We start from the raw sequence: 22,551 nt of genomic DNA on the forward strand, positions 1-22,551 counted from the left end.
ATTCTAGACCCCGTTATCAAACGCTCATACTGCTGAAACGTTGAAAATTATGCCACCAACGGGACACCCGGAGGCAGCTTATAGTTTCTAACTTTGCCGGATGGCATATCAATCGGATTATGGCATTGAGAGACAAATTCTTAGCTAAAGTATTGTTGGGGTTAGGGCAATGTGGCTGTTTACTCTTGTATTCGGCTATTGGCCAAAGGCCTGAAGGCGCTCTCATAGCCCAGGTATCGCCGCTCCCTCCTGATACCCCCCCCGAAATACCGCTCCCTCCTGATATCCCCCCCGACATACCGTTGCCAGATGAACCCTTGCCACCTTCGTTACCTTCGCCCGATGAGTTGCTATCGCCTGGTGGAGATACATTATCGCCGCAGGATGATTTAGGTGAGGGTGATGCTGCTTTCTATGTGGCAGATATTGAAGTTGTTGGCAGTACGATTTTTGATGCAGACGATTTTGCGGATCTGCTGGACCAGTACCGTGGTCGCCAGGTTAGTTTTAATGAACTGTTACAACTGCGTTCGGCCATTACTGATCGATATTTAGAGGCAGGATATTTAACGTCAGGGGCGTTTATTCCACCCCAAACCCTGGTCGATGATACGGTCATTGTTCAAGTGATTGAGGGTGAGTTAGAAGAAATTATTGTTCGGGGCACCCAGCGGTTACAGCCCGACTATGTGAGGAGCCGTGTGGGTTTGGTGGCCCAGCCACCGCTTAACGTTGATAACCTTTTAGCGGGTTTGCAGCGGTTACAGCTAGATCCATTAATTGAGACAGTTTCTGCTGATTTGCAGGCAGGTGTGAGCCAGGGCACTAGTTTGCTGGTTATCGATATTGTTGAGGCTGATTCATTTGCGGTGAATACGGGCTTGGCCAACAGCCGGTCGCCCAATATTGGGGGGACTCAGGTAAGTGTCGGTGTAGACGAAGGCAACTTATTGGGTATTGGCGATCGCATTACTCTGGGCTATAAGCACACTGATGGCAGTGATGGTGTGGACTTTAGCTATACTCTGCCAGTTAGCCCCAATGATGATACGGTGCGACTGGCCGCTGGGTATGCCGATAGCCAGGTGATCAATTCTGCCTTCTCAGTGCTCGATATTTCCTCTGACAGTGCCTATTATGAGTTGGGCTATCGTCGCCCTTTGATTGAAACCCCCACCCAGTCGGCGGCTTTGGGCCTCACACTCTCCCACCAAACCAGCCAGACCCGTTTAGGCCTTGATGATATTGGGCCATTTCCCCTGTCTCCGGGGGCCGATGAGAATGGCCGCACTCGCATTAGCACTGTGCGGTTTTTTCAAGAATGGACCCAGCGGAGTCAGCGTCATGTACTGGCATTGCGATCGCAGTTCAATGTCGGTGTTGATTTACTCGGTGCCAACATCAATACTGATGCACCTGACAGCCGTTTCTTTTCCTGGCGAGGCCAGGGACAATGGGTGAAACTGTTGGGCAAACCAGATCAGCTCTTTTTTCTACGGGGTGACATTCAGGTTACCACTGACGATTTGCTCTCCCAGGAAGAGTTCAGTTTAGGCGGTGCTCAAAGCGTACGGGGCTATCGGCAAGATGCTTTGCGACGGGATAACGGGGCGCTGTTATCGGCAGAGCTGCGCTGGCCCATCGCCAGGGTGCCAGAGCTGGATGGCCTGTTGCAAGTGACACCCTTTGTCGATGTGGGCACCGTTTGGAATGATGACGGGAGTTCACCGGGACCCGATACGCTGGCAGGTATTGGTTTTGGCCTACTCTGGCAACAGAGCAACAACGTGTCAGCCCGCATAGACTGGGGCATTCCCTTAGTTGATTTGGATACGGACGATGAAGGCCTGCAGGACAGTGGGATTTATTTCTCAGTGCAATATACGCCGTTTTGAGGTTGCTCCCAATCTAAGGTAGGGCCTCTGGGTTAACGAATCTGCTGAATGATTGTTATGCCATCCAGCAATGTGCGATCGCTACTAATGTGCGATAGTTTTACCTGGGCATCATCAGAAACCCCTGACTTTAAACGCTGCTGTCGTAGTTGTTTAAAGCTACCGGCGGCTAAAAGATTGAGCTGAGGGGAGGTAATATCATTCTTCTTACGCTTCAATGCATAAGACTCATTGGCCCGTTGCATATGGCGGTCAAATGTCCGCAAAAACTGTTGTGGCTCAGCGAGTTTTGTCGCTTCTGCCAATTCCATATTGAGAACGTAATAGGGATCAATGAGAGATTTTGAGAGAGTGACGCAAAAATCTTCGATGGGGAGATTGCCCTGCAAAGCTGCCATTGCCTGGGTAACATGATATTCAGTGGTTTTTTCTGAAATCGCTGAGAGGACTCCCCCCTGGCGATAACGAAAGACGATTACTGGCACACCTTGGTACATATCCACCACCTGTAGGACATCGCCAATGTCATAACGACAAAAACCTGAGTAGTTGGTGACGAGCACGCGATAATATTCACCCACTTCTAGCTGGTGAGGCAGTAACGTTTGGGGATTGCTCTTTTCCCATTGATCGGGAGGAACAAATTCAAAGAAGTTTGTTTTGATAGCTAAAATAGCCCCATCTGCATCAAGTCGACAATAGCTACCAAATGTGGCTTCTGAGGCGGCATAGGTGCCCCCAAAAATCGGTGTTTTGCCAAAATATTTGTCAAAACGCTCGAAGTAAAAATCTGAGGGGCCGCCACGGGCGGTGACCAAAAAAGATAAATTTGGCCAGACATAGCGGGGTAATAAACACCCATGTTGCTTGAGTAAGGTTTGTAGCTGTTTGGCCCGTTGCGGCTGAGGCGATAGGTGTTTTTGTAGAGTCTGACGCAGTTCAGGCTCTAGAAGAATGTCTTGGGAAATATCACCGCGGCCAATATCATCGATCAAGGCTGGCCCAAAACGTTCTAAGTAGCTGCAAAACTGCAGCATAATGAGCGGAAAGTTGGCAGCTATGGACGTGAGGTTTTCCTGACGGAGTCCAAATAGCAGACAGACATAGTTACGGGCAGCTGTGTCGCTCACCCGCATGGCGTCGTAGGGCTGGGGAAATAGCTGTTTGAAGACCCAAGGATGGGTGCTTCTTATCTGATTGCCGCTGACGTGGCCATAGGTAATGCCACCCTCAGTTTGCCCTAAGGGCGTAATCAATGTGGTTAGCAATAGCTGCCCCAAGCCTCTACCCTGGGCTTGAGCTTGCTCAAAGGCATAACCCATGGCAACCTGATTGGCATAGGAGCGAGTTTGCTGGACTCGTTTAGTGATGGGGATGAGCTTGCGGCTGCCGGTGGAGCCGCTGCTCATGTTAAAATCCTGCACCGGAAACGGCGACACCACGTTAGTTTCGCCGGCTGCCGCCCGTTCAAAATAAGGGGAATATCCGTCATAGCGCCAACAGGGCACCCGCTGGCGAAATTCCTCAAGGTTACTGATGCGGTCTAGTTTTAATGCTTTTCCCAGGACCGTGTCTTGCTGTTCTTTCAGTAATTTTTGTAGAAAGCGAGCTTGGATGGCTTGGGCCTGGGGCAGCTGACGGGTAAAGGCTCGTTGCTGCCACTGGGCGGCCATCGCAAACACAGTTAAGGATAAATGCATGGGGGCATGGGGCATGGGCAACTTCACAATCCGTCTTGTCTGCGTAAAAATCCTTCACAATAATAAGATGAAGCAGTAGATTTATTGGCGTGCCTCTGTGTTTGTCCTTAATGGAGTTATCAATGCCTCAGCCTCTAGTTTTTGTCATTAGCTTTGTAGCGGCCTTTGTGTTTGCCAGTTTTGTTGAGTATTGGCTGCATCGGCTAATGCATTCCTCCCCTCAAATTGGCCAGCGCCATCGCGATCACCATCGCCGCAATGAAGGCCAGGGTGTGGTGTGGGAGTTTCGAGATTATGTCGTGGGAAGTGCGATCGCAATGGCCATTCCCTTTATCTTTTCCCTGCTGGTGGGTTTAGGCTGGGCCAGCGGCGCGCTAGTGTATGCCGCCTTTTCTGCCTATGCCCACCAGCTACAGCATGAAAACCCTCGCAAGTGCTTCTGGATGAAGATGCCCGTCCACTACATACACCACAAGTACGGTATGTGGAACCACAACTTTGGCCTGGGCGTTGACTGGTGGGACCATATTTTTGGAACTTACAAGCCAGTCGAGTGGCCAACGGAAGACGATTTGCCAGAGCTACCCATGCTGGCAGTCAGATGGTGGTAGGTCTGTAGAGGCGTTCCCTGGAACGCCTCTACAGACGCCTCTATACACCGTTTCTACCGGCTAAAGCTTTCGTAATTTTCCTTAGCCTGTTTCACCTGAGGTGATAGCGCTAAAAGTTTGGATATAGCCGCATTTACCCAAGACAGAGGAAAATTAAAGGGGCGCTCAATATCTAAAAACAACACCACACGATAGCCATTGGTGTCGTTCCAAACCTGGTGGTAGTAGGTGTCATCAAAGATCAAGCTTTTGCCCTCTTCCCAATGGGTAATGGTGGTGTCCACCCGAATGCGACAGGCTTCCTTCGGTTCTGGCACCCGGAGACCCAGGTGATAGCGAATTAGGCCTTTGTGTTTGCCGCGATGTTCAGGGATGTGTTTCCCAGGGGCCAAAATAGAAAAGAAAGCCACCTTTAAGCCAGGAATATCCTGGAGCAGCTCCCAGGTTTGAGGGCATTTTTCACAGTTTTTAGTAGCAACAAAGCCAAACGCACAAAAATAATAGGTTTTCCATTTATTATCTGGGCTAATCCGATTCTGGCGCGGCATAATATCCTGAAAACTGGGCAGAGCATCCACATCAGCTAACACCTGATCCAGCTCTTGGCGAATGACAGTCCAGTTGTTCTCAAGTGTTGTTGCCCAAGGGAACGTTTCCGGTGGAAAAATAGACGCATTGCCGAGGGGAGATGAGTTGCCAAGCCACGCTTCAAATCGGCGATACCAGGGGCGGTCAAAAATTGGGTGAATAGGGGTGTCTGGACTTTGGGGCTGAGTGATTTGCATAAACAGCGTAATACGTTAAGACAAGCTAAAAAACACTCTAAAAACTGGGCAAAACCCGTGGTTACATCAGTGTAAAGATATAGTATCTGGTTAGGCCCACATGTCAGCATGCTCTACCCCTGCTTCCCTATGAAATCGTTTCTGCTTTTTGTCCTTGGCTCCGTAGCGTTCTATGGAACGCCGGCGATAGCCCAGGTAATTCCTGCTGAAAATACCCCTGAAGTAGCAGGTACTGTGGATCAGGATGGCTACTCCGTGATGTTGAATAACAGCGTTGATCGCATGGAGCTAGAGTGCCGCGCTTATCTGGCGGTGAGCTTTCCTAACGGGATTATCGACCCGGCTTACTTGCGAGAAGACCTGGAAGCCACTTTTTTAGAAGCCGGACGTCGAGGTGGCATAACCCCTGACACTCTCTACAATTCCAGCGAAATCATTGCCAATCGGGTGGGTGAGCTTATGGAACTCAGTGATCAAGCTGCTGATATCGAGTCAGGTCTCAAGCTACAGTTTCTCTATGAAGAGATGGAAGCGTTTGTTTGTGAACGATTAGCGAAGGGCTAGTTGATAGGTAACACGACCCATACAAGCTAGCTCAGCTATGGCGTAAACAATCGTTCAAATCGTTTCTGCAAAAATGCTGTTAGCAGCTGTACTTTAGGGGATAAGTGTCGATTGATCGGGTAAATCACACATAGCGATAATGCCTGAGGTTGATAATCCAACACCACTTCTTGCAGGTCCCAGCAAGCTAAACTTTGCTTAACAATGAACTGAGGCAATAAAACAATCCCCAATCCGCGAATGGATGCGTCCCTGAGCACTTCACCATTATTTGAGCACATTGACCCAGTGACAGTGACTCTATTTTCTTTATTACCATTTGATAATACCCACTCATGGCGACCTGACAATTCACCATAGGCCAAACAATTATGGTTACCCAAATCCTGTGCTGATCGAGGAATTCCTTGATGCCATAAATATTCAGGGGCAGCGCAGAGTAAACAATTGAGTTGAGCCAATTCATGCACCACCAACTGCAGGGATGTTTGGGGTTGGGCAATGCGTACCGTGAGGTCGAATCCCTCTGCTAATGGATCTATAAACCGATCTTCCAACGTTAGCTGTACTTGGACTCCAGGATATTGCGCCATAAAATCTGCCAGAATGGGGCCTAAATGCATGGTGCCAAAGGTCATTGGAGCATTGATTCGCAGCGGTCCGACCGGTTCAACTTGGGTTTGGGAAACTGCCAGTTCAGCTTCCTCTAGGTTTGCCAGAATACCCAAACAGCGTTCGTAAAAGGCGGTACCCGTCGCCGTTGGCGTGACCTTGCGGGTACTGCGTTGCAAAAGTTGTGCCCCTAATTCTGTTTCTAGGCTAATCACTAATTTATTGACTGCTGATCGCGACATCCCCATGTCCCGCGCCGCGGCGGCAAAGCCCTTAGCTTCCACGACCTGTACAAAGGCATGAATGGCCGCAAACTTATCCATGCTGACCTATCCTTTCAATCAATCTTGAATAGCTTTTTTCGTGAATCTCAAGTAGGTTCATTGTTGCCTAAAAAAGGACAATGCGTCAATTGAATTGATTATTGTCTTTTTTAAAGACGCAATTCATAATTGGATTAGTTCCACCCAATACACCACACGGGAGGTAGACCTATGATGACTGTTCGCCCTGCATCAGAACGAGGTAGCGCTAATTTTGGTTGGCTCGATAGCCGTCATACCTTCTCTTTTGGCAGCTATTATGACCCAGCCCATATGGGGTTTGGTACTCTGCGGGTTATCAATGAAGACAAAGTGGCTCCAGGGCGCGGGTTTCCTACCCATAGCCATCGCGATATGGAGATTATTTCCTATGTTGTGGACGGTGCTTTAGAGCATAAAGATAGTATCGGCAATGGCTCCATCATCCGCCCTGGTGATGTGCAGCGCATGTCTGCAGGTAGTGGCATTAGCCACAGTGAGTACAATGCTTCTAAAGAGAGTCCTGTACACTTTCTCCAAATTTGGGTGTTGCCTGACAAGCAAGGCATTGAGCCTGGCTATGAACAAACGTACTTTAGCCCTGAAGAAAAACAGGGCAGATTACGCTTGGTTGGTTCCCAAGACGGTCGCGATGGATCCATCACCATCCATCAGGATATGAATCTTTATGCAGCTCAACTAGGGCTCAACGAGCAAGTTGACTATACGCTGCAAGACAATCGTCTTGCCTGGGTTCAGGTGGTGCGCGGGCAGATTAACTTGAATAAGAATCTCCTTAGTGCCGGTGATGGAGCCGCAATTTCGGCCTCTGAAGCAGTCTCCATAGCAGGTCAAACAGATGATACTGAGATTCTGTTATTTGATATGGCTGCATAACCAGGCAAGTCATGCTCAATAGGAGATAGCCTGCAACCATGGGCCTACTTATGTAGGCCCATGGTTTGTCATTGGGATGTTTTTTGCAAGTGCTATTCTGACCTAGCTAACATTAGGGATAGTTTGATGATTACTCGTGGATTCCTAGCATCATTTCTCGGAATAGTTTCCATAGCTACTGCGGCACAGGCTCAGATGAGTGATGTACCCCGGTTTGATACTAACGGAGATTTTTTCTCAGCGCGTGTGCAGGGCAACCGAGGCATGTATCCCCACTGGCAATGGGTTGTTGTAGAGACGGATAACCTGGGCCTTAACTGTCGCAGCGACAACGGAGATGTCATCGTTGTACTGGCCTATGGTGCGGTTGTTGACTCTGTCTTTGAGGGCGATGATGCCATTAGCCTGGTCAACGGTCAACCTTGGCTCAAAGTGAACGCAGACTTAAGGGATGTGCAGCGTAGGGTGGTGGATGACTTTGCTGTTGCTTATACCTGTTATGTTCGAGCCAATAATCAATATATTGTGCCCTTAAATCCAGATACTCAGTGAGATGTGTGAGGTCTCACATGGCCGCAGACTGTGACCATTTTTCTTCACTTAATATCCATCGGTTAACAGTTTGCTGAAAGTTAATCCAGCCTGGAGTTGTTTCATAGGTTTTAACGAGCTCAAACCCCACTTTAGCCAAGGTTCTATTAGGGGCTGGATTCATAGCATAAGGCTCACAAACTAATCGTTTAAGTTCAAATGTCTGAAAGTATTTGCTAATGCTTTGCCCAATAAAATAAGTTCCATGATTTCTCTGGCGCGTTTGAGGTTCCCAGAGATGTAAATGCATGTAGGCTTCTTGACCAAATGTAATCTTATTAATGTTGGAATGACCGATGGCATGGTTATCCAATTCCCAGAGAATATAGTAAAAGTGTCTTTCAGATATTGGGCGGTTAAGGTCTTTGTTCAGAAGGGCTTTCCATTCATCAGCACTGGGTAACTTGGTAGGTTCAACTCCCATGCCTTTAAGGAACTTAGACTCTGCTTTCAGAAAGTATTGGATAATTTGGTCAATGTCATTAGCTTCCAATTCCCTAATAGCTCTATTCAAGAATCTTTACCTCAATCGTTTTGATTTGTAACCTGATTTTCATACTAAAAAAAATGATTCTAGTGGCTAGATAAATTCAGGTTGATTCTGTTATGAATTGTAGACATTTTGGCTGTACTCCTTGACCATTTAGGGTATGTGTAACATAGAATATAGATGTAAAGACCGTTCATCCTTTGATTCAAAAAGCTTTGAATATTGAAGGACGGAAGTAGGGATATTTTCCTGAAGGAACGCGCCTCTGCAATGTGTATTTTTAGGAGGCGATTCTCATGACATCTAACGCTTTAACCGCTACCGAGCTAATTACCGTACTGACAGTCTATTGCATCGTATTTTGTCCGGTTTTGTGCTGGACGATTAGTGGTTCATTACCTTTCAAGCAGCCTTCTGACTCATTTGACGAGCACTCTCACGCTTAGGTTTGTTTGCATTTGACCAATATGCAATCGGTACGGCCTTGCTGATCTTTATGATGCTGTCGTTAGGCATCATAACTGTAGCTTGGCGCATATCGTTCACAACAACAGTTATAGCTGAAAGCTCTGAATATCAGCGACTATGTGTGCAGTAAACTGCTGAATACATTCAGCAGTTTACTATGGGAGATAAAACACAAGCGTCAACGGTAACCCGTTGATGCCTATTTTGTGCACTGCTTAAATCTATAGCTTCCAAATGGGCCGCCGATAACTCTAGTAATACAAGATTGAGTTATTGAAATAGCCACAATTTAACACGCTTACATTTTGAGGCGTTATGTATAGGTTCTGACTCAGGGGATGATTCTTACGCACTTGAGCACTGAGAGTTTCTGAATTGCTTGTGAAGCAAACATTACCTGAGACAACAAAAAATGTGCCGCCAGTCATTTGTCCAATATCGGCTTGGGAAATTAAAACTGGTCCACTACATGTGGTGAGGGGCATGACCAGATAAGCTTCAATGTAATCTTCACCACTGATTTCCATTGTGTTAAATCCGACACTGGCAATGTCTTCGCCTTCATACACTAAAGCTTCACATAGTTCGCTGGCGAGGGCTTTGTTGCCCCACCATGGTTGGTTTCTAAGTACCTGGTCTGTAGCCTCATGATCTAACTCAACACTGTAGGATGAGCCGTAGACATCGACAGTCACTGGCTCGCTAGGAGATGCATAGGTTGATTTGACCAGTGCTAACAGTGCAATAAATCCTACAGCGGTCCCAGTGAAGAGTTTTTCTAACATTCTGGTGGTAGAGAACCTAGCTAGAATAATGATTCTGATGCTTTAAGTATTGCCCAACACTTTTTTGAGCTAAACAGAAAAAGTCGATTTGAAATAATGCTTAATACCTCTTTGTACTTAAAATAGTCGTTGCATTAGTGCATGCTTATAAATCTGAAACAACAGTATCATTCGGTATACGTAACCCTTACTCTTAACGACGTTTGATAAATTTCATCTCGCCTGCAAAGTCTCCATATTGTTCGACTGCGATGGGTGTCCAACCCAGGTGAAGATAAAAGCCATAAGCCCTCAAGTTGGGATTATTTCCAGTGACTAGCGAAATCTCATTAATGTTGCTGGACCATAACCAATCTTCAGCAGCTTGCATCAGCTGACGACCGGCACCCCGACCTTCAAAGCTGGGGCGTACAAACATGCCAAAAATATTTTTTCCTGTTTGATTGGCAATGGAGAAACCAATATCCTCACCATCTAGTTCAGCAATCCAGGCGCAGCAGTCGGTTTCAAGCATTTCTGCGATCGATGCTGGAGTAATACCTAGTTCAGCGATGTCTTCACGGGATTGATGATTTTCAATAACGCTGGTTCTGATTTCAAACAGCGTTTCAATATCTTGCCGCTGGGCAATTCGAATATTCATGGCGGATCTAAGCATAGTCTTATGGGTCAAAAAATATAGTGTTGCTGATCCTCGGGCAGCGTTAATCTGATCAATGCCAATGTAGGAAGATTCTGTCAGGTCAAGTTATTTCCTGGATCAGCAACGGTCAAGATATGAGGTCTTGTTAAGCATGTTAACGATTTACTTGTTTTTGTCTTAGCTCTGTTGTTCTGGGATGAGGTTGACGAAATGGAGCCAGGGCTAAATGGATAAGCCACATAAGCGGAGTGCTGCCAGTCCAGCAGGCTAATAGGCCGATAATGCCTAACCACCATGGCCAGCTGATGTGCAGGGCAATCCCTATACCGATAAATAAGCCCACCATAAAATTTCCGGCATGGAAATTAATTGATGCACCCATATAGTCAGACGTGTGATATCTGGAGTTGAGCCAATATGCCCACACATTAGAACATAGGGTGATGCCTGCGATCGCAAACAACACAATTGTGACTGTGTTCATGATGATTTGACTATTTGCTTAGCTTGACCTAATTAGGCTGCATAAAACTGCGTTTGTTCTTGGGGTAATTTTATGTGATTAGGCTTGAAGGATAGCTCCAGGCAGGTGCATGGATAGCCTGCATTGCTACCTTCAAATGTGTGGACTACCTGAAAGCCTTCGCTGGCGTAGAGCCTACGGGCACGGGTATTGCCACTCAAAACGACTGTCCAGGCTTGGGAGCCAGCGAGCTCTAACCCTAGCTGTAGAAGTTCTCTGCCAATGCCAATGCCGAAGTAATCTGGGTCTACATATAGCCAGGAAACTAAATTTTCGTCAATGCCGACAAAACCAACGACTTGGCCTTGAATGCAGGCAACAAATTTTTCTGAGCGATGAAAATTGTCGATATCTTCTGGGTCCTCTGCCAGGGGCAAAAAGCTATTGGCATCGCAAGAACCTGTTAGCTCATGGGGCCGAGCGCGATCATGGATGTCACATACAACTGACCAATCTTCATCGCAATAGGCTCGGAGTAAAATCGGGCTTTGTGGGATGAGTTGTGTAGACATAGACAGACACCTTGACTGCTGTCGCTTAAACAACAATCCCTTAAGTATGGATTTCGGATAAATCTCATACATGACCCATAGGGGGCCTTTATGTCAGGTGTAGTACAAACAGTCAGGGCAATGCTGGTAGTTGGCAGTCGTTTGTATCGTTGAGTCTGTTCAAGACTATGCTTGAAAAGCAACTGATAAAGGCCTTAATAGGACGATGCCGTTGTGATGGTTAAAGTTTAATGGCACTTAAAAAACAAGAATTAGAGCCAGTTTCTATGAAGATAAACTGGCTCTAATCACTATTTTGGTGCCCAGTTGACATTGTAGTTGTGGACAAGTTGATGTCGCTAGGGCTTTTCTCCCAGTTCATTCAGTAGCTTATATCTGAGCAATACATCAGACATACTAGTCTCAGACGCATTAGTTTTTAGCTTTTTCCTGGGCTCTTCTTTTTTGCCAAGGACGTCTTTGGAAAAAAGCAGAAAAACTGTAGCGAACACTATAATTGCGGGAAAAAGTGTCATGGGAACTCCTTGGTATAACGATCAACAAGATGGCCTAGGCTTGCCTAAGTCACCTCAACACATAAACTCCTCATACCTATCACTTGTCGGACTTGAATGATGATTAATGGACCAATCACCATCAAAGCGTTAATTATGTTCGCTTACCCAAGATAGTGGCTTGGTTTTTGAAAAGTAGGTAAAGACTCTTAGTTTTTCTTTACCTTTGCGATCGCATATCCTAAATGACAGACATAATCATGCTTAAAATTAAAGGCCAGCCGCTATTACAGCAAACTGGCCTCAGCTGATAAGTTGTGATCGGTTAAACCGTTAACACTGATCAAAAGTTGTCATATCGGGGAAAAACAAGCCGTTCGTTTGTGTGAACAACCGCCTAAACGAGAGAAGCCTCTTTCCCTTCAGCAATACCCCCTACAATCTCAGGGGCAATGGCAAAGTCCTCTGCTACTAAGCGGGCTGTCATCTTTGCAGACATCATCACACTGGGTGTACCTGCACCAGGCTGTGTGCCTGCACCGACCATATATAGGTTAGCAATGTCCTCACTGCGGTTATGGGGTCTAAAGAATGCCGACTGTATCAATGTGGGTTCAGGGCCAAAGGCATTACCAATGTGGGCCTGTAGCGTAGTCTCAAAGTAGTCAGGTGTGATGTAACTGCAATGGACTAGGCGCTCCTTGATGTTAGGCAAATATCCTCGTTCATCCATGAACGTCAACACATTGTCTTTTAGTTTTTCACCCATCTCATCCCAGTTGATGCCAGAGGCATTATTAGGAACAGGTACAAGAATGTAGGCTGCATGGTGTCCTTCGGGGGCTAGAGACGGATCTGTCAACGTCGGTAAGTGAACGTATTGAGAATAGTCTTTGGGCATAACCTTGCGACCAAAGATATCTTTTAACAGTTCTTCGTAGCGAGGGCCTAAGATAATGCTGTGGTGTCGCAGTTTGGTGTTCTCATTGCCATCGGCCTTAAAGCCCAGGTACAGTACAAATGCCGACATGGACTGTTGAGTCACTTTTACCCGTAGGTCGCTATTCCAGAAGCGATACTTGGGCTCAATCATCTTGCCATAGGTGGTGGCCCAATCGGCATTGGAAACAACAGCATCAGCTGTCATGACGGTGCCATCAGCTAAGGTAATGCCTTTGACTACTTTCTTGCCGTTCTCTTTTTTGACATTAATTTTGTTGACCTTGGTGTTGTAAACAATCTTGCCACCCAGATCCTCAAACTTGTTGACAAAGCCACTGACCAAAGCACCGGTACCCCCCATGGCAAAGTGAATGCCCCAGGTGCTTTCAACAAAGTGGATCATGGCGTAGATGCCAGGTACTGAAAGGGGATTGCCGCCCACCAGCAACGGTTCAAAGCTGAAGACCTGGCGCAGTTTGTCACTCTTAAAGTACTTGCTAGTAAAGCTAAATAGAGTCCGTACAGCGTCTAGTTTCAGCAGTTCAGGCACTACCCGGAGCATGGAGCCGACGCTGCCAAAATGGGTATAGCCCAATTCCAAAAAACCCCGGTCAAAAACAGCTTTAGCTGCAGCGTGGAAACGTTGGTACCCTTCAAAGTCGCCGGGTTCACCCAGCTCTAGAATTTGTCGGCGAGTGTTCTCAGGGTCACTGTCGTAGTCAAAGAATGTGCCATCATCAAAGTAGATGCGGTAGAAGGGGAGTACAGGAACAATCTTGACGTAGCGACTGGTGTTGGGGCCACCGGAAATGCCGGACTTGATACGCTTGCTTTCATCGACAATTTCTGCCGGGAAGTCGTCCTGGGTTAGGGCTGCTTGATCACGCTCCAGAGAGAACAATTCTTCAATAAAGTGGGGCACCGTGATGACTGTGGGACCCATATCAAAGGTGAAACCATCTGCTTTACGCACGTAAGCGCGACCACCAGGGGCATCCAGCATTTCCACAATAGTGGTATCAAATCCTAAGCTTTGGAGGCGGATACCCATGGTAAGTCCACCAATTCCAGCTCCAATGACGATGGCCTGCTTGCGCCCCATAACCAACTCCCATCCAAATGTAACGAACACTTAATATTTCTAATATTGTAGCGTTCCAGGGCCGTAGCACTACCCCAACTCAAATGTAGTCACCCCAAAAATTCCGCTAAGCGGCAATTCTGGAGTTGTCTGGGTATACATCCGTGCGGTTTCAAATACGTAGTGCATGTTGTATCGCTTGGCTAGTGCGACTGCTGCACCATTGACTTCCGGTACATCTAAGTAAAATGAGTCCCCTGCTGGCACTTTGGCTATTAGGGCCTGAAAAATGCCATCGGCAACGTTTGCTGTGTCGGCAAATAAGGGGCCAATTTTGTATCCGCTGTGACAGAGGCGCAGAACGCCATAGCCTTTTAGGGTTTGTCCTTGCACCATGGCAACGGCGTGGCTGTTGGGTTGCGCGATCCAGCATGGGGTAAAGTGCGATCGCACCTCAGGAAAAAATCGTCCATCATATTCAATCACGGTTTCTACCGACAGATTTGCCAGCGGCACACAGCCCGAATCATCCGCTTGACCATTACCCACACCTGCGTAGCGAATATTCCGATACGCCAGGCTAAACCCAGACTTAACGTAGTTATCTTGCTGAGCAACTACGCCGTCTAGACCGACATTTCGTCCCTTTAAATATGCAAGTGCACTATGCCAAATGGCTAGCCCATACCCTTGCCCCCGAAATTCTGGCTTCACAATATAAAAGCCAATAAACCCAAAGGATTCACCGTATTTAACGGCTGAAATTGAAGCGATGGGTGCTCCATCTAGAAATCCCATCAGAAACCCTGTGGGGTCGGCATTATAAAAGCAATCGGCATCGTGCAGGCCTGGATTCCAGCCTTCTGCCGCAGCCCAGTCAACGGCGAGGTCGAGCTCACCGCGAGTCATGGGTCGAATTTGGTAGATGGGTGAGGTCACGGTGTTTTGATAGTGATGAGGGGAAATTTCAGGGATAAATAATTGCTGTCAGGGCTTTACTCAGAAGGCCAGCTTTCCTGACAGCAATAGCTCTGATACTAAGCCCCTAAACTCTGCAGCGCTAAACGAAACTGCTCCAAACGTCGACGGTTCACACCTAGATCTGACTCTCCTAACCGTGCCGCAGAGCGCATCGCAATGCTATTACCATCTTGCAGAAAGTAAAACTCAGCATCATCCACAAACCCCATCAGACGGCTGGTAAACTCCACCAAAATATAGTCATCAGTCTGTTCGATAATCTCAGTGCGGGGCTGATTGTTAATAATGGCCACCAGCTGATCGCGAACAGCGTCTTTGTCAGCCGTATACTCAATCGGTGCAATATAGTGCTCATCATCGCTGGCACTGCTGCTAACACAGTTAGGCGACGTAGGGCAGGCAATCAGTTGAGCATCATGAATGCCAATGTTAGTCGGCGGTGTGCCCGTAAATACACCCTGCAAGCCAGGTAAAACAGCTATGGGTGCAGCCACCGCAGGGGCACTGGTGAACACTAAGCAAACGGCAACTAACAGGGGAAGTAATACGCGAAATAATTGCATGGGGACTGGGTCTAAAAGTTCTGTAAGCTGCTATCAGTAAGGACTCATTTAAACCGAAAAATTCTGGTTAAGCCGGATGTCAGAATTCAGGAGTCAAAATCCAGCCCTTCGCTGACTTCTGATTCCTGGTTCCTGACTCCCCACGCCGCCAAGATTTGTCAGTTTACTTTGATTCCCTTCAGCTCCTATTGATTGTAAGGGCGTTACCAAGTTAAGGAATGATTCTGTCGAGGATATCTAATGGGTGCCGTGCGGTACGACATCAACCCTATCTGGGGGCTAAGCCTATGGGTAAGCTGCGTTATTTATGGTTAGTGCTGCTGACTGGAGTAAGTGCCTGTGGTCCTAAGAAGCCAGTCATTCCTGACGATGTTGAAGCGATTGCCCATCGCTGTTATGAAACCGTTGCTACCGCTGAGAAGACGCCAAAACTTGCTCCTTCAAAGGCCATGGAAGACGGAACCTTTTTGATTCCTTGGTCCATTGTAGAATTGCCTGATGAACGTGGTTCGTGCATCGTAGATGGTCGCGGAGCAGTGTTGCTGTTGACGAGCAATGCCGCTGACACGCAGTCTGAAGAGCAATCAACCGAACAACCTGCCTCTCAAGAGTAGTCGTGTTATCTGTGCGTTAAGGCGAGCTGATAATTAAGCAGTCCCGCAATCTTTAGGAATATGCTGAGTCTGAGCGGTAGTATTCGTCTATGCCCAGATATCAGGTTGCTATGGCAGACTACCTAACGCTTAAAAATGTTCTGAAGAGCAAAATATCAGCTCGTGAATCAGAGCTATCGCTAATTGATAATCTCTGTCGGTCGTATTTTTTATTTCATAGCGAACCCACTGAAAAAGTGTGTCTGTTTTTCCATGGATTTACGGCTGGTCCCTATCAGTTTATTCCCATGGCAGAAACCTTACACAAAGCAGGGTGTAATGTGCTAGTGCCCTTGTTACCGATGCATGGTTTGGCAGGTCAATGGGGGCCGGGTAATCCCCCGCCGCTAGCAGAAGACCCCCGCATCTATCTTAAGTTTGGGTTGCAGTGGCTTAAAATTGCCCAGAGAATGGGCTCGAAGGTGATTATTGGTGGTTTGTCTGGTGGTGCGACCCTGGCGACGTGGCTGGCCATGGAAAAAGCTGCTGATATCTATCGGGCACTGTTATTTGCACCTTACTTTAGTGCCAGCAGCAAGGTGATTGACTTATTTGTTAGGCATATTGATACCTATTTTGAATGGGAAAAATTAATGGGTCCCAGCTATCCAGGGTTTGAAATTTCTGCCCTGCGAGCAGTGTTACGAATTGCAAAATATAACTTTAAGCGGGTCAAAAAGTCTCCCATTGCCCCGATCTTTATGATCTCTAGTGAAAGCGATCGCGCTGTGAACAACTACGATCACCATCGTTTCTTTGAAGCAGCACTAGAACATCAACCCTATTGCTGGTACAACAGCTTTGATCGGGTGTTAGATATCCCCCATACGATGATGACTGAAGCGGAGGGGAATCGATTTACCAACTTGTTGAATGTGATTACGAAGGCCTACATTGAGAGTAATCTGACCTGGGAAGAGGTGGAGGAAATTGCCTATCGCATGACCAAGCGCCGCACATTTAATTCGGTGGTAGCTGATCTCGGCTGGCAGGACAAGGTATCTCGTGATATGCCTGCCATGATGACCCTGGTGGATAAGTGGGATATTGCAGTTAAGCGGGAGTTGAAGGGGCGTAAAGGATGGAGACGCCATAGACGGCGGAATGATTAAGACAACAGGGAATGTCCAAATGCCTGCTGGTAGCAAGTAGGAGAGTCAATAGTGAATAGCGGAGCCAGTCTATTGTTAGAAGGGACAGTTGCAGAAGCACTGTTAACGCCGACTGAAACGGCAGTTCTGTGGGGACTGCATCACCCCTATTGGCTGGTTGCGATCGCGATCTCTCTAATCATTCTGCTTCAACTTGGCATTTCCCTTGTTGGTCAGCTGCTGCGCCGTCTGCTCAAGTGGCTGGGGCGTTCTCCATTCTCCTTGGGGCGTTGGCTATTGACCAAAACAACAGCTGGAGAATCAGCTCAAGAACAACACGTTGCAACAATCTTGCAGCGATTAAACAGCCTACAGGAAGAGCAAGCAATATTGTTGGCAGAGCTAAAAAAGCAATTGCCCAACAAAGAAGAGTTTTAGGTTTTGAATTTTGAGTTGATGCGGTTTTTCTACAATTCCTGTTTTCGTAAAAATGGCACCACCGCCTCGCTCACCTTATCAGCCCAATCTTCTTGGGCATAATGGCCTACTTCTGTCATTTCGATATACTCGCCATCTTCAACTCCTTTGGCGAATGCTTTGGCGCTTTCTGCTGATAGCCAGGGGTCCGATATGCCCCAAGCCACTAAGGTAGGACGTGACCAGTTGGCAAACCCTTGGGAAATTTGCTCAGTAATTTGAGGCATTTTCATCGCGCGGATTGTCCACATCAATGAACGGCCCACATCAGAGCTTTTTAGAAATGGACGGCGGTAAACATCTAGATCGTCATCCGAGACCTGGTAAGGACCACCACCTTCCAGGGTGCGATCCACCAAGAGCGGGTCTTGGGTCACCATGTCACCTACAAAAGGCCAGCCCATCATTTTTACAGAGAAAGGTAGCTCTGCTTTGGGTGGGAGAGGTGTATTGAGAATAATTAATCTTTCGATTTTGTCAGGGTTCTGCGCAGCGTAGAGTAAACCAGTAACCCCTAAAAACCCCTGCACTACTAGGGAAAAACGGCTCAGCTCCAGAGTATCGATATAGTCGCTAAGGGCTTTGAGATAGGTGGCTTGGTCATAAGCAAACTGACGTTTATCTGGTTTTGAAGAGGAGCCGTGGCCAATCCAATCAGGGGCAATGCTACGAAACCCCTGTTCAGCCAACGCTGGCTGAACATCGCGCCAGCTGTAACTTTGGGATACCAGACCATGGAGCATTAAAACAGGTGGCTTATCGTTGGGGGTGTCGGGCACTAGCTCGCGATATACCCAGTTCAGATCCCCAATTTGCACATCCTTGAGCTCGATTTTGGCCATAGCTTTTTTCTCCCACCTGTGGGAAAAAGCTTACCGCATTATTGACAGCCAGGGGATAAGCGTCTAAGTAGCTCTGAAAGTAAGGGCGACAGGAGGGGGCGATCCGCCACAGATTAATGGACCAGCGTTCGAGGTCAGGGCTAATCACCCGATGGGGATTTTGACTGTTGAACACGATAATTGACCCCGGTGGTAAGCGATGGATTGTTTCCGTGGCCCGCTTTTGGTGGAGTTTATCGTAGCCAGTATAGTTCGGGGTATATCCCCACTGAGTTGGAACAGTTGACAGGTTAATACTGACAGCTGGACAGGCGGCATAGGGATCGTCGCGATGCTCACGAATGCCCACACCGCCATAGGCAACGAGTCCCACATCGGGGGTAAGTGCGTCCTGATCGGGTAGGGCAACTTGGCTAGCCCGTTGATAGATGGTGCGGCAGAAGCCCCAAAACTGGGTGTGCTGCACGGCGGATTGATAAGACCGACCACAGCTGCCTAAAATCGGCTGATGTTCAAGCCAATAACGCTGTCGTCCTATACCATAGCTAGACGTATCCAGTTCTAATAGGGATCGATGCTTGTTGAGATGTTTGCGGAGCTTATGCTGCTTGGCAGGAGGTAAGATGCTGACTATTTTAAGCATGCAGCTAACGGATGCTAGGGCTTGGAATTCGAGCGGATTAATGGTCCTGCACTACTCTACAAATCTGCTATTGGTATGGAAATAGATTTGAGTAAACATTAATGATTAGATGCGTCTGTTAATAATTGATCGTTATCCAGTTATATAAGGTATCCCGCTGTTGGCTGGGACGATTAAGGGTTGCGATCGCACCCGTCAAATTGTCCACTGACTGACAGGTACCCCCTTGCGCTCCGGCCATGGAGGTAATGTGCTCTTCCATCAGGGTGCCACCAATGTCGTTGCAGCCCCAGCGTAAGGCTTCAGTAGCACCATCCAGACCAAGTTTTACCCAACTAGGCTGATGGTTTTTGATCCAACGACCCAAATAAATACGCGCCACTGCCGTTAGTAATAGTGCATCTGAGATCACTGGCTGATCTCGACCGACTCGCTTCCGCAAGGGAGCTGGGGCATCCTGTCCCACAAAGGGCAACAATATAAACTCAGTGATGCCTGTGTCACCCTTTGCTAAAGAGCGCTGTTGCAGCTGACGTAGTTTTTCAAAGTGGCCAATTTGCTGCTCAATGGTTTCAATATGGCCTGACAGCATTGTGCTGGTGGTGGGCATGCCTAGCTCGTGGGCCTGGGTGACAATCTTGATCCAGGTGGCAGTGTCAATTTTTTCAGGACAGAGCACCCGTCGCACCCGATCATCAAGCACTTCAGCGGCGGTCCCTGGGAGTGAGCCGACACCGGCTTGGGCCAGTTCACCTATGACCGTTGCAAAGTCTAAATTGTCTTCGCGGGCAATAAACTGCACCTCCTGGGGTGAGAAAGCATGGATGTGGAGGTGAGGAAACGTTGTCTTGATGGTGGTGACGAGCTGTTGGTAATAGTCCAAAGAGCGACCATTAATTTTTGCCGTTGGGTGCAGGCCTCCCTGCATGCAGATTTCCGTTGCGCCTGTCTCTACGGCAGCGGTTGCTTTTTCTAGAATATTTTCCCAGCTGAGCCAGTAAGCCCCCGCCTGCCCTGCATCGCGACGAAATGCACAAAAGCTACAGTGCTGTTCGCAAATGTTGGTGTAATTTATATTGCGATTGACCACATAGGTGACGGTGTCTCCCGCTTGCTGTTGACGTAGTTGATCAGCAGTCGCTCGGATGGTTTCCACGGCTGCGGCTGTGGTCTGGCTCAGTAAGGTGATGCCGTCGTCTGGCGAAATATTCTCACCGTCTAGGGCTCGGTCTAAAATGTCGGCTATGGTCGGGACTACGGGGAGGGGCATTACACTCGTTGCGGTATAGATCTAATGGACTGTGGGAAATTAATTCCTCAAGAGATCGTCGATGATCGCGGGGTATCTAAAAGGGCGTGCCAACGACTTTCTATATTCTCCAACTATCACGTTAAATTTGACCTGATTTCGAAATCATTATGATGCAACTACTAGCGGGTGACATCGGCGGTACCAAAACAATTTTGCGGTTGGTGCAGTCTGGCACTAATCCCCAAGAAACGCTCCATGAACAGCGCTTTGTCAGTGGCGATTATGCTGATTTGGTGCCGATGGTAAAAGACTTTCTGGCAGCGGTTTCAAATGCCCAGCCCCAAGCGGCCTGCTTTGCTATTGCTGGACCTGTGGTCAATAATCGTTCCCAGCTCACAAATTTAGCTTGGTCTTTGAGTGGCGATCGCATCGCTGATGAACTGGGTCTCAAAACGGTAGAGCTGATCAATGACTTTGCTGCCGTTGGCTATGGTGTACTAGGACTAACGTCAGATGATGTGTGTACGCTACAGTCGGGAACCCATGATGATCAAGCGCCCATTGCCATTATTGGTGCTGGGACTGGACTGGGCCAGGGGTTTTTAATTAACTGCGGTGGCCAATACCAGGTATTTCCTTCTGAAGGTGGCCATGCCGACTTTGCCCCTCGCTCTGAACTGGAGTTTCAGTTACTGCATTACCTGTTAGACAAGCATTCTATTTCCCGTGTTTCTGTGGAGCGGGTGGTTTCTGGCCAGGGTATTGTCTCTATCTATCAGTTTTTACGCGATCGCAACTTTGCCACTGAGTCCGAAGAACTCGCTCAAGTGGTGCGCAATTGGGAGCAAGGCGCAGGCAAACGCAGCGAACTCCCCGATCCAGCCGCTGCCATTTCCAAAGCTGCCACCGTTGACCGTCTTGCTGGCCGCACCATGGAAATTTTTATTGATGCCTACGGGGCGGCGGCTGGTAATTTAGCCCTCAAACTTTTACCCTACGGCGGCCTTTACGTAGCCGGTGGCGTCACGGCCAAAAACATGCCCCTGATCCGCGACGGCAGTTTTCTCACAGCCTTTAGCCACAAAGGTCGCGTGGGCCCACTGCTGGATAATGTGCCCATTCACTTGGTTACCAATCAAAGCGTAGGGTTGATTGGGGCAGCGTTACGGGCGGGACAACTTGCGTGAGGCTCCCCTGTAGGGGCGTTCCATGGAATGCCCCTACAGGGGAGATTTTCCCATGGCCCATTCCCTATTTCTTTCCCAACCTTTCCAATTTCCTTTCAAAACTTCTCGCTACAATAGTGGGCTAGTGTATGACGACTAAGACGTTATGGCAGGGCATAGTAAATGGGCCAATATCAAACGCCAAAAGGCACGGGTTGATGCGGTTAAGGGCAAAGTATTTGCCAAGCTGTCACGGGAAATTATTGTGGCAGCAAAGCATGGTGGCGGTGACCCCGATGGTAATTTTCAGCTGCGGACGGCCATTGATAAAGCGAAGGCAGCGGGGGTGCCCAATGACAATATTGACCGTGCGATCGCAAAAGGGACTGGCAAATTAGGCAGCGATGGTGACTTAGAATCCATTCGTTACGAGGGGTATGGTCCGGGCGGTGTTGCTGTACTGGTGGAAGCCCTGACCGATAATCGCAACCGCACCGCTGCCGATCTGCGAGCGGCGTTTAGCAAAAACGGTGGCAACCTTGGCGAAACTGGCTGTGTCGGCTGGATGTTTGACCAAAAAGGCGTAGTTGTCGTCAAGGGTGAGTTGGAAGAAGATGCCCTATTAGAAGCGGCCATTGAAGGGGGAGCTGAATCTTACGAATTGACCGAAGTGGATGAAGATACCCCCGGTGCAGAAGTGTTGTGCCCCCCTAGCGATCTGGAGAATCTCAGCATTCATCTCAAAGGTGAAAGCTATACAGTGAAGGATATTGAGGTGCGCTGGGTACCGAGTAATACCGTTGATGTGACCGATATTGATCAAGCAAAGTCTCTATTAAAAATGATGGATGCTTTGGAAGATCTTGAGGATGTACAATCGGTGACTGCTAACTTTGACATGAAAGAGGAGATCTTAGCAGCGGTCTTTTAGAAGATTCTTTTTAAACGTTTGTTGGGTCGTTCCATGGAACGACCCAACAAACGTTTA

The 22,551-nt window shown here is 47.9% G+C and carries 24 protein-coding genes and 1 riboswitch; of the genes, 10 read left to right on the top strand and 14 right to left on the bottom strand.

Annotation, left to right across the window (positions count from 1 at the left end):
- Positions 1-119 precede the first annotated feature (119 nt).
- The gene (locus tag U2F10_RS15930; protein ID WP_499872710.1) at positions 120-1,895 is read left to right on the top strand and encodes a ShlB/FhaC/HecB family hemolysin secretion/activation protein; all 1,776 of its coding nucleotides are present in this window, start codon (positions 120-122) and stop codon (positions 1,893-1,895) included.
- Between the two features lie 32 nt (positions 1,896-1,927).
- Here the strand turns inward: U2F10_RS15930 and U2F10_RS15935 are convergent, their stop codons facing one another.
- The gene (locus tag U2F10_RS15935; protein ID WP_163667326.1) at positions 1,928-3,595 is read right to left on the bottom strand and encodes a GH3 auxin-responsive promoter family protein; all 1,668 of its coding nucleotides are present in this window, start codon (positions 3,593-3,595) and stop codon (positions 1,928-1,930) included.
- Between the two features lie 122 nt (positions 3,596-3,717).
- On the opposite strand from U2F10_RS15935, the gene U2F10_RS15940 reads away from it, so the two are divergent.
- Positions 3,718-4,206 carry a sterol desaturase family protein gene (locus U2F10_RS15940; RefSeq protein ID WP_163667329.1) on the top strand — a complete coding sequence of 163 codons (489 nt, stop codon included), beginning with the start codon at positions 3,718-3,720 and terminating at the stop codon, positions 4,204-4,206.
- Positions 4,207-4,259: 53 nt separating this feature from the next.
- Here the strand turns inward: U2F10_RS15940 and U2F10_RS15945 are convergent, their stop codons facing one another.
- Positions 4,260-4,991 (bottom strand): aspartyl/asparaginyl beta-hydroxylase domain-containing protein, encoded by a 732-nt coding sequence (locus U2F10_RS15945; protein ID WP_499061734.1) that lies wholly within the window; start codon positions 4,989-4,991, stop codon positions 4,260-4,262.
- 129 nt (positions 4,992-5,120) lie between these two features.
- Between U2F10_RS15945 and U2F10_RS15950 the strand changes: the two genes are divergently transcribed.
- The gene (locus U2F10_RS15950; protein WP_499872712.1) at positions 5,121-5,555 is read left to right on the top strand and encodes a hypothetical protein; all 435 of its coding nucleotides are present in this window, start codon (positions 5,121-5,123) and stop codon (positions 5,553-5,555) included.
- Positions 5,556-5,590: 35 nt separating this feature from the next.
- Here the strand turns inward: U2F10_RS15950 and U2F10_RS15955 are convergent, their stop codons facing one another.
- Positions 5,591-6,490 (bottom strand): LysR family transcriptional regulator, encoded by a 900-nt coding sequence (locus U2F10_RS15955; RefSeq protein ID WP_499061736.1) that lies wholly within the window; start codon positions 6,488-6,490, stop codon positions 5,591-5,593.
- A gap of 171 nt (positions 6,491-6,661) precedes the next feature.
- Between U2F10_RS15955 and U2F10_RS15960 the strand changes: the two genes are divergently transcribed.
- Both U2F10_RS15960 and U2F10_RS15965 read left to right on the top strand, forming a co-directional pair.
- Complete coding sequence (locus tag U2F10_RS15960; RefSeq protein ID WP_499061737.1) at positions 6,662-7,366, top strand: pirin family protein; 705 nt, start codon at positions 6,662-6,664, stop codon at positions 7,364-7,366.
- A gap of 126 nt (positions 7,367-7,492) precedes the next feature.
- Positions 7,493-7,918, top strand: coding sequence for a hypothetical protein (locus tag U2F10_RS15965; protein ID WP_163667345.1), 426 nt, complete (start codon positions 7,493-7,495; stop codon positions 7,916-7,918).
- Between the two features lie 13 nt (positions 7,919-7,931).
- Here the strand turns inward: U2F10_RS15965 and U2F10_RS15970 are convergent, their stop codons facing one another.
- The 8 genes from U2F10_RS15970 to U2F10_RS16005 all read right to left on the bottom strand — a co-directional run bounded on the left by U2F10_RS15970 (position 7,932) and on the right by U2F10_RS16005 (position 15,439).
- Entirely contained in the window at positions 7,932-8,471 is a 540-nt protein-coding gene (locus U2F10_RS15970; protein WP_163667348.1) for a GNAT family N-acetyltransferase, read from the bottom strand.
- A 164-nt stretch (positions 8,472-8,635) separates the two neighbouring features.
- Positions 8,636-8,711, top strand: a riboswitch (Glutamine riboswitch).
- A 455-nt stretch (positions 8,712-9,166) separates the two neighbouring features.
- Positions 9,167-9,700: a hypothetical protein gene (locus tag U2F10_RS15975; RefSeq protein ID WP_163667351.1), complete on the bottom strand. Its 534-nt coding sequence runs from the start codon at positions 9,698-9,700 to the stop codon at positions 9,167-9,169.
- A 193-nt stretch (positions 9,701-9,893) separates the two neighbouring features.
- Positions 9,894-10,343, bottom strand: coding sequence for a GNAT family N-acetyltransferase (locus U2F10_RS15980; RefSeq protein ID WP_499872995.1), 450 nt, complete (start codon positions 10,341-10,343; stop codon positions 9,894-9,896).
- 154 nt (positions 10,344-10,497) lie between these two features.
- The gene (locus U2F10_RS15985) at positions 10,498-10,827 is read right to left on the bottom strand and encodes a hypothetical protein (RefSeq protein WP_499867148.1); all 330 of its coding nucleotides are present in this window, start codon (positions 10,825-10,827) and stop codon (positions 10,498-10,500) included.
- Positions 10,828-10,859: 32 nt separating this feature from the next.
- The gene (locus U2F10_RS15990) at positions 10,860-11,378 is read right to left on the bottom strand and encodes a GNAT family N-acetyltransferase (RefSeq protein ID WP_250565075.1); all 519 of its coding nucleotides are present in this window, start codon (positions 11,376-11,378) and stop codon (positions 10,860-10,862) included.
- Between the two features lie 891 nt (positions 11,379-12,269).
- A complete protein-coding gene (gene crtI / locus U2F10_RS15995; protein WP_499867147.1) occupies positions 12,270-13,916 on the bottom strand; it encodes a phytoene desaturase family protein in 1,647 nt (548 codons plus the stop codon).
- A gap of 69 nt (positions 13,917-13,985) precedes the next feature.
- A complete protein-coding gene (locus U2F10_RS16000) occupies positions 13,986-14,804 on the bottom strand; it encodes a GNAT family N-acetyltransferase (protein WP_250565391.1) in 819 nt (272 codons plus the stop codon).
- 128 nt (positions 14,805-14,932) lie between these two features.
- Positions 14,933-15,439, bottom strand: a complete 507-nt coding sequence (locus U2F10_RS16005) for a DUF1499 domain-containing protein (RefSeq protein WP_163703222.1) — start codon at positions 15,437-15,439, stop codon at positions 14,933-14,935.
- 287 nt (positions 15,440-15,726) lie between these two features.
- Here U2F10_RS16005 and U2F10_RS16010 point away from each other — a divergent pair, with 287 nt between their 5' ends.
- From U2F10_RS16010 to U2F10_RS16020, 3 genes are all read left to right on the top strand, one after another.
- Positions 15,727-16,053, top strand: a complete 327-nt coding sequence (locus tag U2F10_RS16010) for a hypothetical protein (RefSeq protein ID WP_163667370.1) — start codon at positions 15,727-15,729, stop codon at positions 16,051-16,053.
- 110 nt (positions 16,054-16,163) lie between these two features.
- Complete coding sequence (locus U2F10_RS16015) at positions 16,164-17,204, top strand: alpha/beta hydrolase (RefSeq protein ID WP_499061742.1); 1,041 nt, start codon at positions 16,164-16,166, stop codon at positions 17,202-17,204.
- Between the two features lie 51 nt (positions 17,205-17,255).
- Positions 17,256-17,621, top strand: a complete 366-nt coding sequence (locus tag U2F10_RS16020) for a hypothetical protein (RefSeq protein WP_499867144.1) — start codon at positions 17,256-17,258, stop codon at positions 17,619-17,621.
- Between the two features lie 29 nt (positions 17,622-17,650).
- Here U2F10_RS16020 and U2F10_RS16025 read toward each other — a convergent pair whose 3' ends face one another.
- From U2F10_RS16025 to cofH, 3 genes are all read right to left on the bottom strand, one after another.
- On the bottom strand, positions 17,651-18,502 hold the full coding sequence (locus U2F10_RS16025) for an alpha/beta fold hydrolase (RefSeq protein ID WP_163667378.1): 852 nt from the start codon (positions 18,500-18,502) through the stop codon (positions 17,651-17,653).
- Entirely contained in the window at positions 18,417-19,145 is a 729-nt protein-coding gene (locus U2F10_RS16030; protein WP_499872714.1) for a hypothetical protein, read from the bottom strand. Before U2F10_RS16030 ends, U2F10_RS16025 begins: the two co-directional genes overlap by 86 nt.
- A gap of 118 nt (positions 19,146-19,263) precedes the next feature.
- Positions 19,264-20,415, bottom strand: coding sequence for a 7,8-didemethyl-8-hydroxy-5-deazariboflavin synthase subunit CofH (gene cofH, locus U2F10_RS16035; protein ID WP_499872716.1), 1,152 nt, complete (start codon positions 20,413-20,415; stop codon positions 19,264-19,266).
- 149 nt (positions 20,416-20,564) lie between these two features.
- Between cofH and U2F10_RS16040 the strand changes: the two genes are divergently transcribed.
- The gene (locus U2F10_RS16040; RefSeq protein WP_163667386.1) at positions 20,565-21,584 is read left to right on the top strand and encodes a glucokinase; all 1,020 of its coding nucleotides are present in this window, start codon (positions 20,565-20,567) and stop codon (positions 21,582-21,584) included.
- Positions 21,585-21,729: 145 nt separating this feature from the next.
- On the top strand, positions 21,730-22,494 hold the full coding sequence (locus U2F10_RS16045) for a YebC/PmpR family DNA-binding transcriptional regulator (RefSeq protein WP_499872717.1): 765 nt from the start codon (positions 21,730-21,732) through the stop codon (positions 22,492-22,494).
- Positions 22,495-22,551: the final 57 nt, after the last annotated feature.

The organism is Leptothoe sp. EHU-05/26/07-4 (assembly GCF_043421015.1).
Classification (GTDB): Bacteria; Cyanobacteriota; Cyanobacteriia; order Phormidesmidales; family Phormidesmidaceae; genus Leptothoe; species Leptothoe turfae.

Bases quoted from the DNA above. Each gene is read 5' to 3' on its own strand.
- U2F10_RS16040 (WP_163667386.1), top strand. From the start codon at position 20,565: ATGATGCAACTACTAGCGGGTGACATCGGCGGTACCAAAACAATTTTG.
- U2F10_RS16015 (WP_499061742.1), top strand. From the start codon at position 16,164: ATGGCAGACTACCTAACGCTTAAAAATGTTCTGAAGAGCAAAATATCA.
- crtI (WP_499867147.1), bottom strand. From the start codon at position 13,916: ATGGGGCGCAAGCAGGCCATCGTCATTGGAGCTGGAATTGGTGGACTT.
- U2F10_RS16005 (WP_163703222.1), bottom strand. From the start codon at position 15,439: ATGCAATTATTTCGCGTATTACTTCCCCTGTTAGTTGCCGTTTGCTTA.
- cofH (WP_499872716.1), bottom strand. From the start codon at position 20,415: ATGCCCCTCCCCGTAGTCCCGACCATAGCCGACATTTTAGACCGAGCC.
- U2F10_RS15965 (WP_163667345.1), top strand. From the start codon at position 7,493: ATGATTACTCGTGGATTCCTAGCATCATTTCTCGGAATAGTTTCCATA.
- U2F10_RS15950 (WP_499872712.1), top strand. From the start codon at position 5,121: ATGAAATCGTTTCTGCTTTTTGTCCTTGGCTCCGTAGCGTTCTATGGA.
- U2F10_RS15945 (WP_499061734.1), bottom strand. From the start codon at position 4,991: ATGCAAATCACTCAGCCCCAAAGTCCAGACACCCCTATTCACCCAATT.
- U2F10_RS15985 (WP_499867148.1), bottom strand. From the start codon at position 10,827: ATGAACACAGTCACAATTGTGTTGTTTGCGATCGCAGGCATCACCCTA.
- U2F10_RS15955 (WP_499061736.1), bottom strand. From the start codon at position 6,490: ATGGATAAGTTTGCGGCCATTCATGCCTTTGTACAGGTCGTGGAAGCT.
- U2F10_RS16025 (WP_163667378.1), bottom strand. From the start codon at position 18,502: ATGGCCAAAATCGAGCTCAAGGATGTGCAAATTGGGGATCTGAACTGG.
- U2F10_RS15930 (WP_499872710.1), top strand. From the start codon at position 120: ATGGCATTGAGAGACAAATTCTTAGCTAAAGTATTGTTGGGGTTAGGG.
- U2F10_RS15975 (WP_163667351.1), bottom strand. From the start codon at position 9,700: ATGTTAGAAAAACTCTTCACTGGGACCGCTGTAGGATTTATTGCACTG.
- U2F10_RS15935 (WP_163667326.1), bottom strand. From the start codon at position 3,595: ATGCATTTATCCTTAACTGTGTTTGCGATGGCCGCCCAGTGGCAGCAA.
- U2F10_RS15960 (WP_499061737.1), top strand. From the start codon at position 6,662: ATGATGACTGTTCGCCCTGCATCAGAACGAGGTAGCGCTAATTTTGGT.
- U2F10_RS15980 (WP_499872995.1), bottom strand. From the start codon at position 10,343: ATGAATATTCGAATTGCCCAGCGGCAAGATATTGAAACGCTGTTTGAA.
- U2F10_RS16000 (WP_250565391.1), bottom strand. From the start codon at position 14,804: ATGACTCGCGGTGAGCTCGACCTCGCCGTTGACTGGGCTGCGGCAGAA.
- U2F10_RS16010 (WP_163667370.1), top strand. From the start codon at position 15,727: ATGGGTAAGCTGCGTTATTTATGGTTAGTGCTGCTGACTGGAGTAAGT.
- U2F10_RS16030 (WP_499872714.1), bottom strand. From the start codon at position 19,145: ATGCTTAAAATAGTCAGCATCTTACCTCCTGCCAAGCAGCATAAGCTC.
- U2F10_RS15940 (WP_163667329.1), top strand. From the start codon at position 3,718: ATGCCTCAGCCTCTAGTTTTTGTCATTAGCTTTGTAGCGGCCTTTGTG.
- U2F10_RS16045 (WP_499872717.1), top strand. From the start codon at position 21,730: ATGGCAGGGCATAGTAAATGGGCCAATATCAAACGCCAAAAGGCACGG.
- U2F10_RS15990 (WP_250565075.1), bottom strand. From the start codon at position 11,378: ATGTCTACACAACTCATCCCACAAAGCCCGATTTTACTCCGAGCCTAT.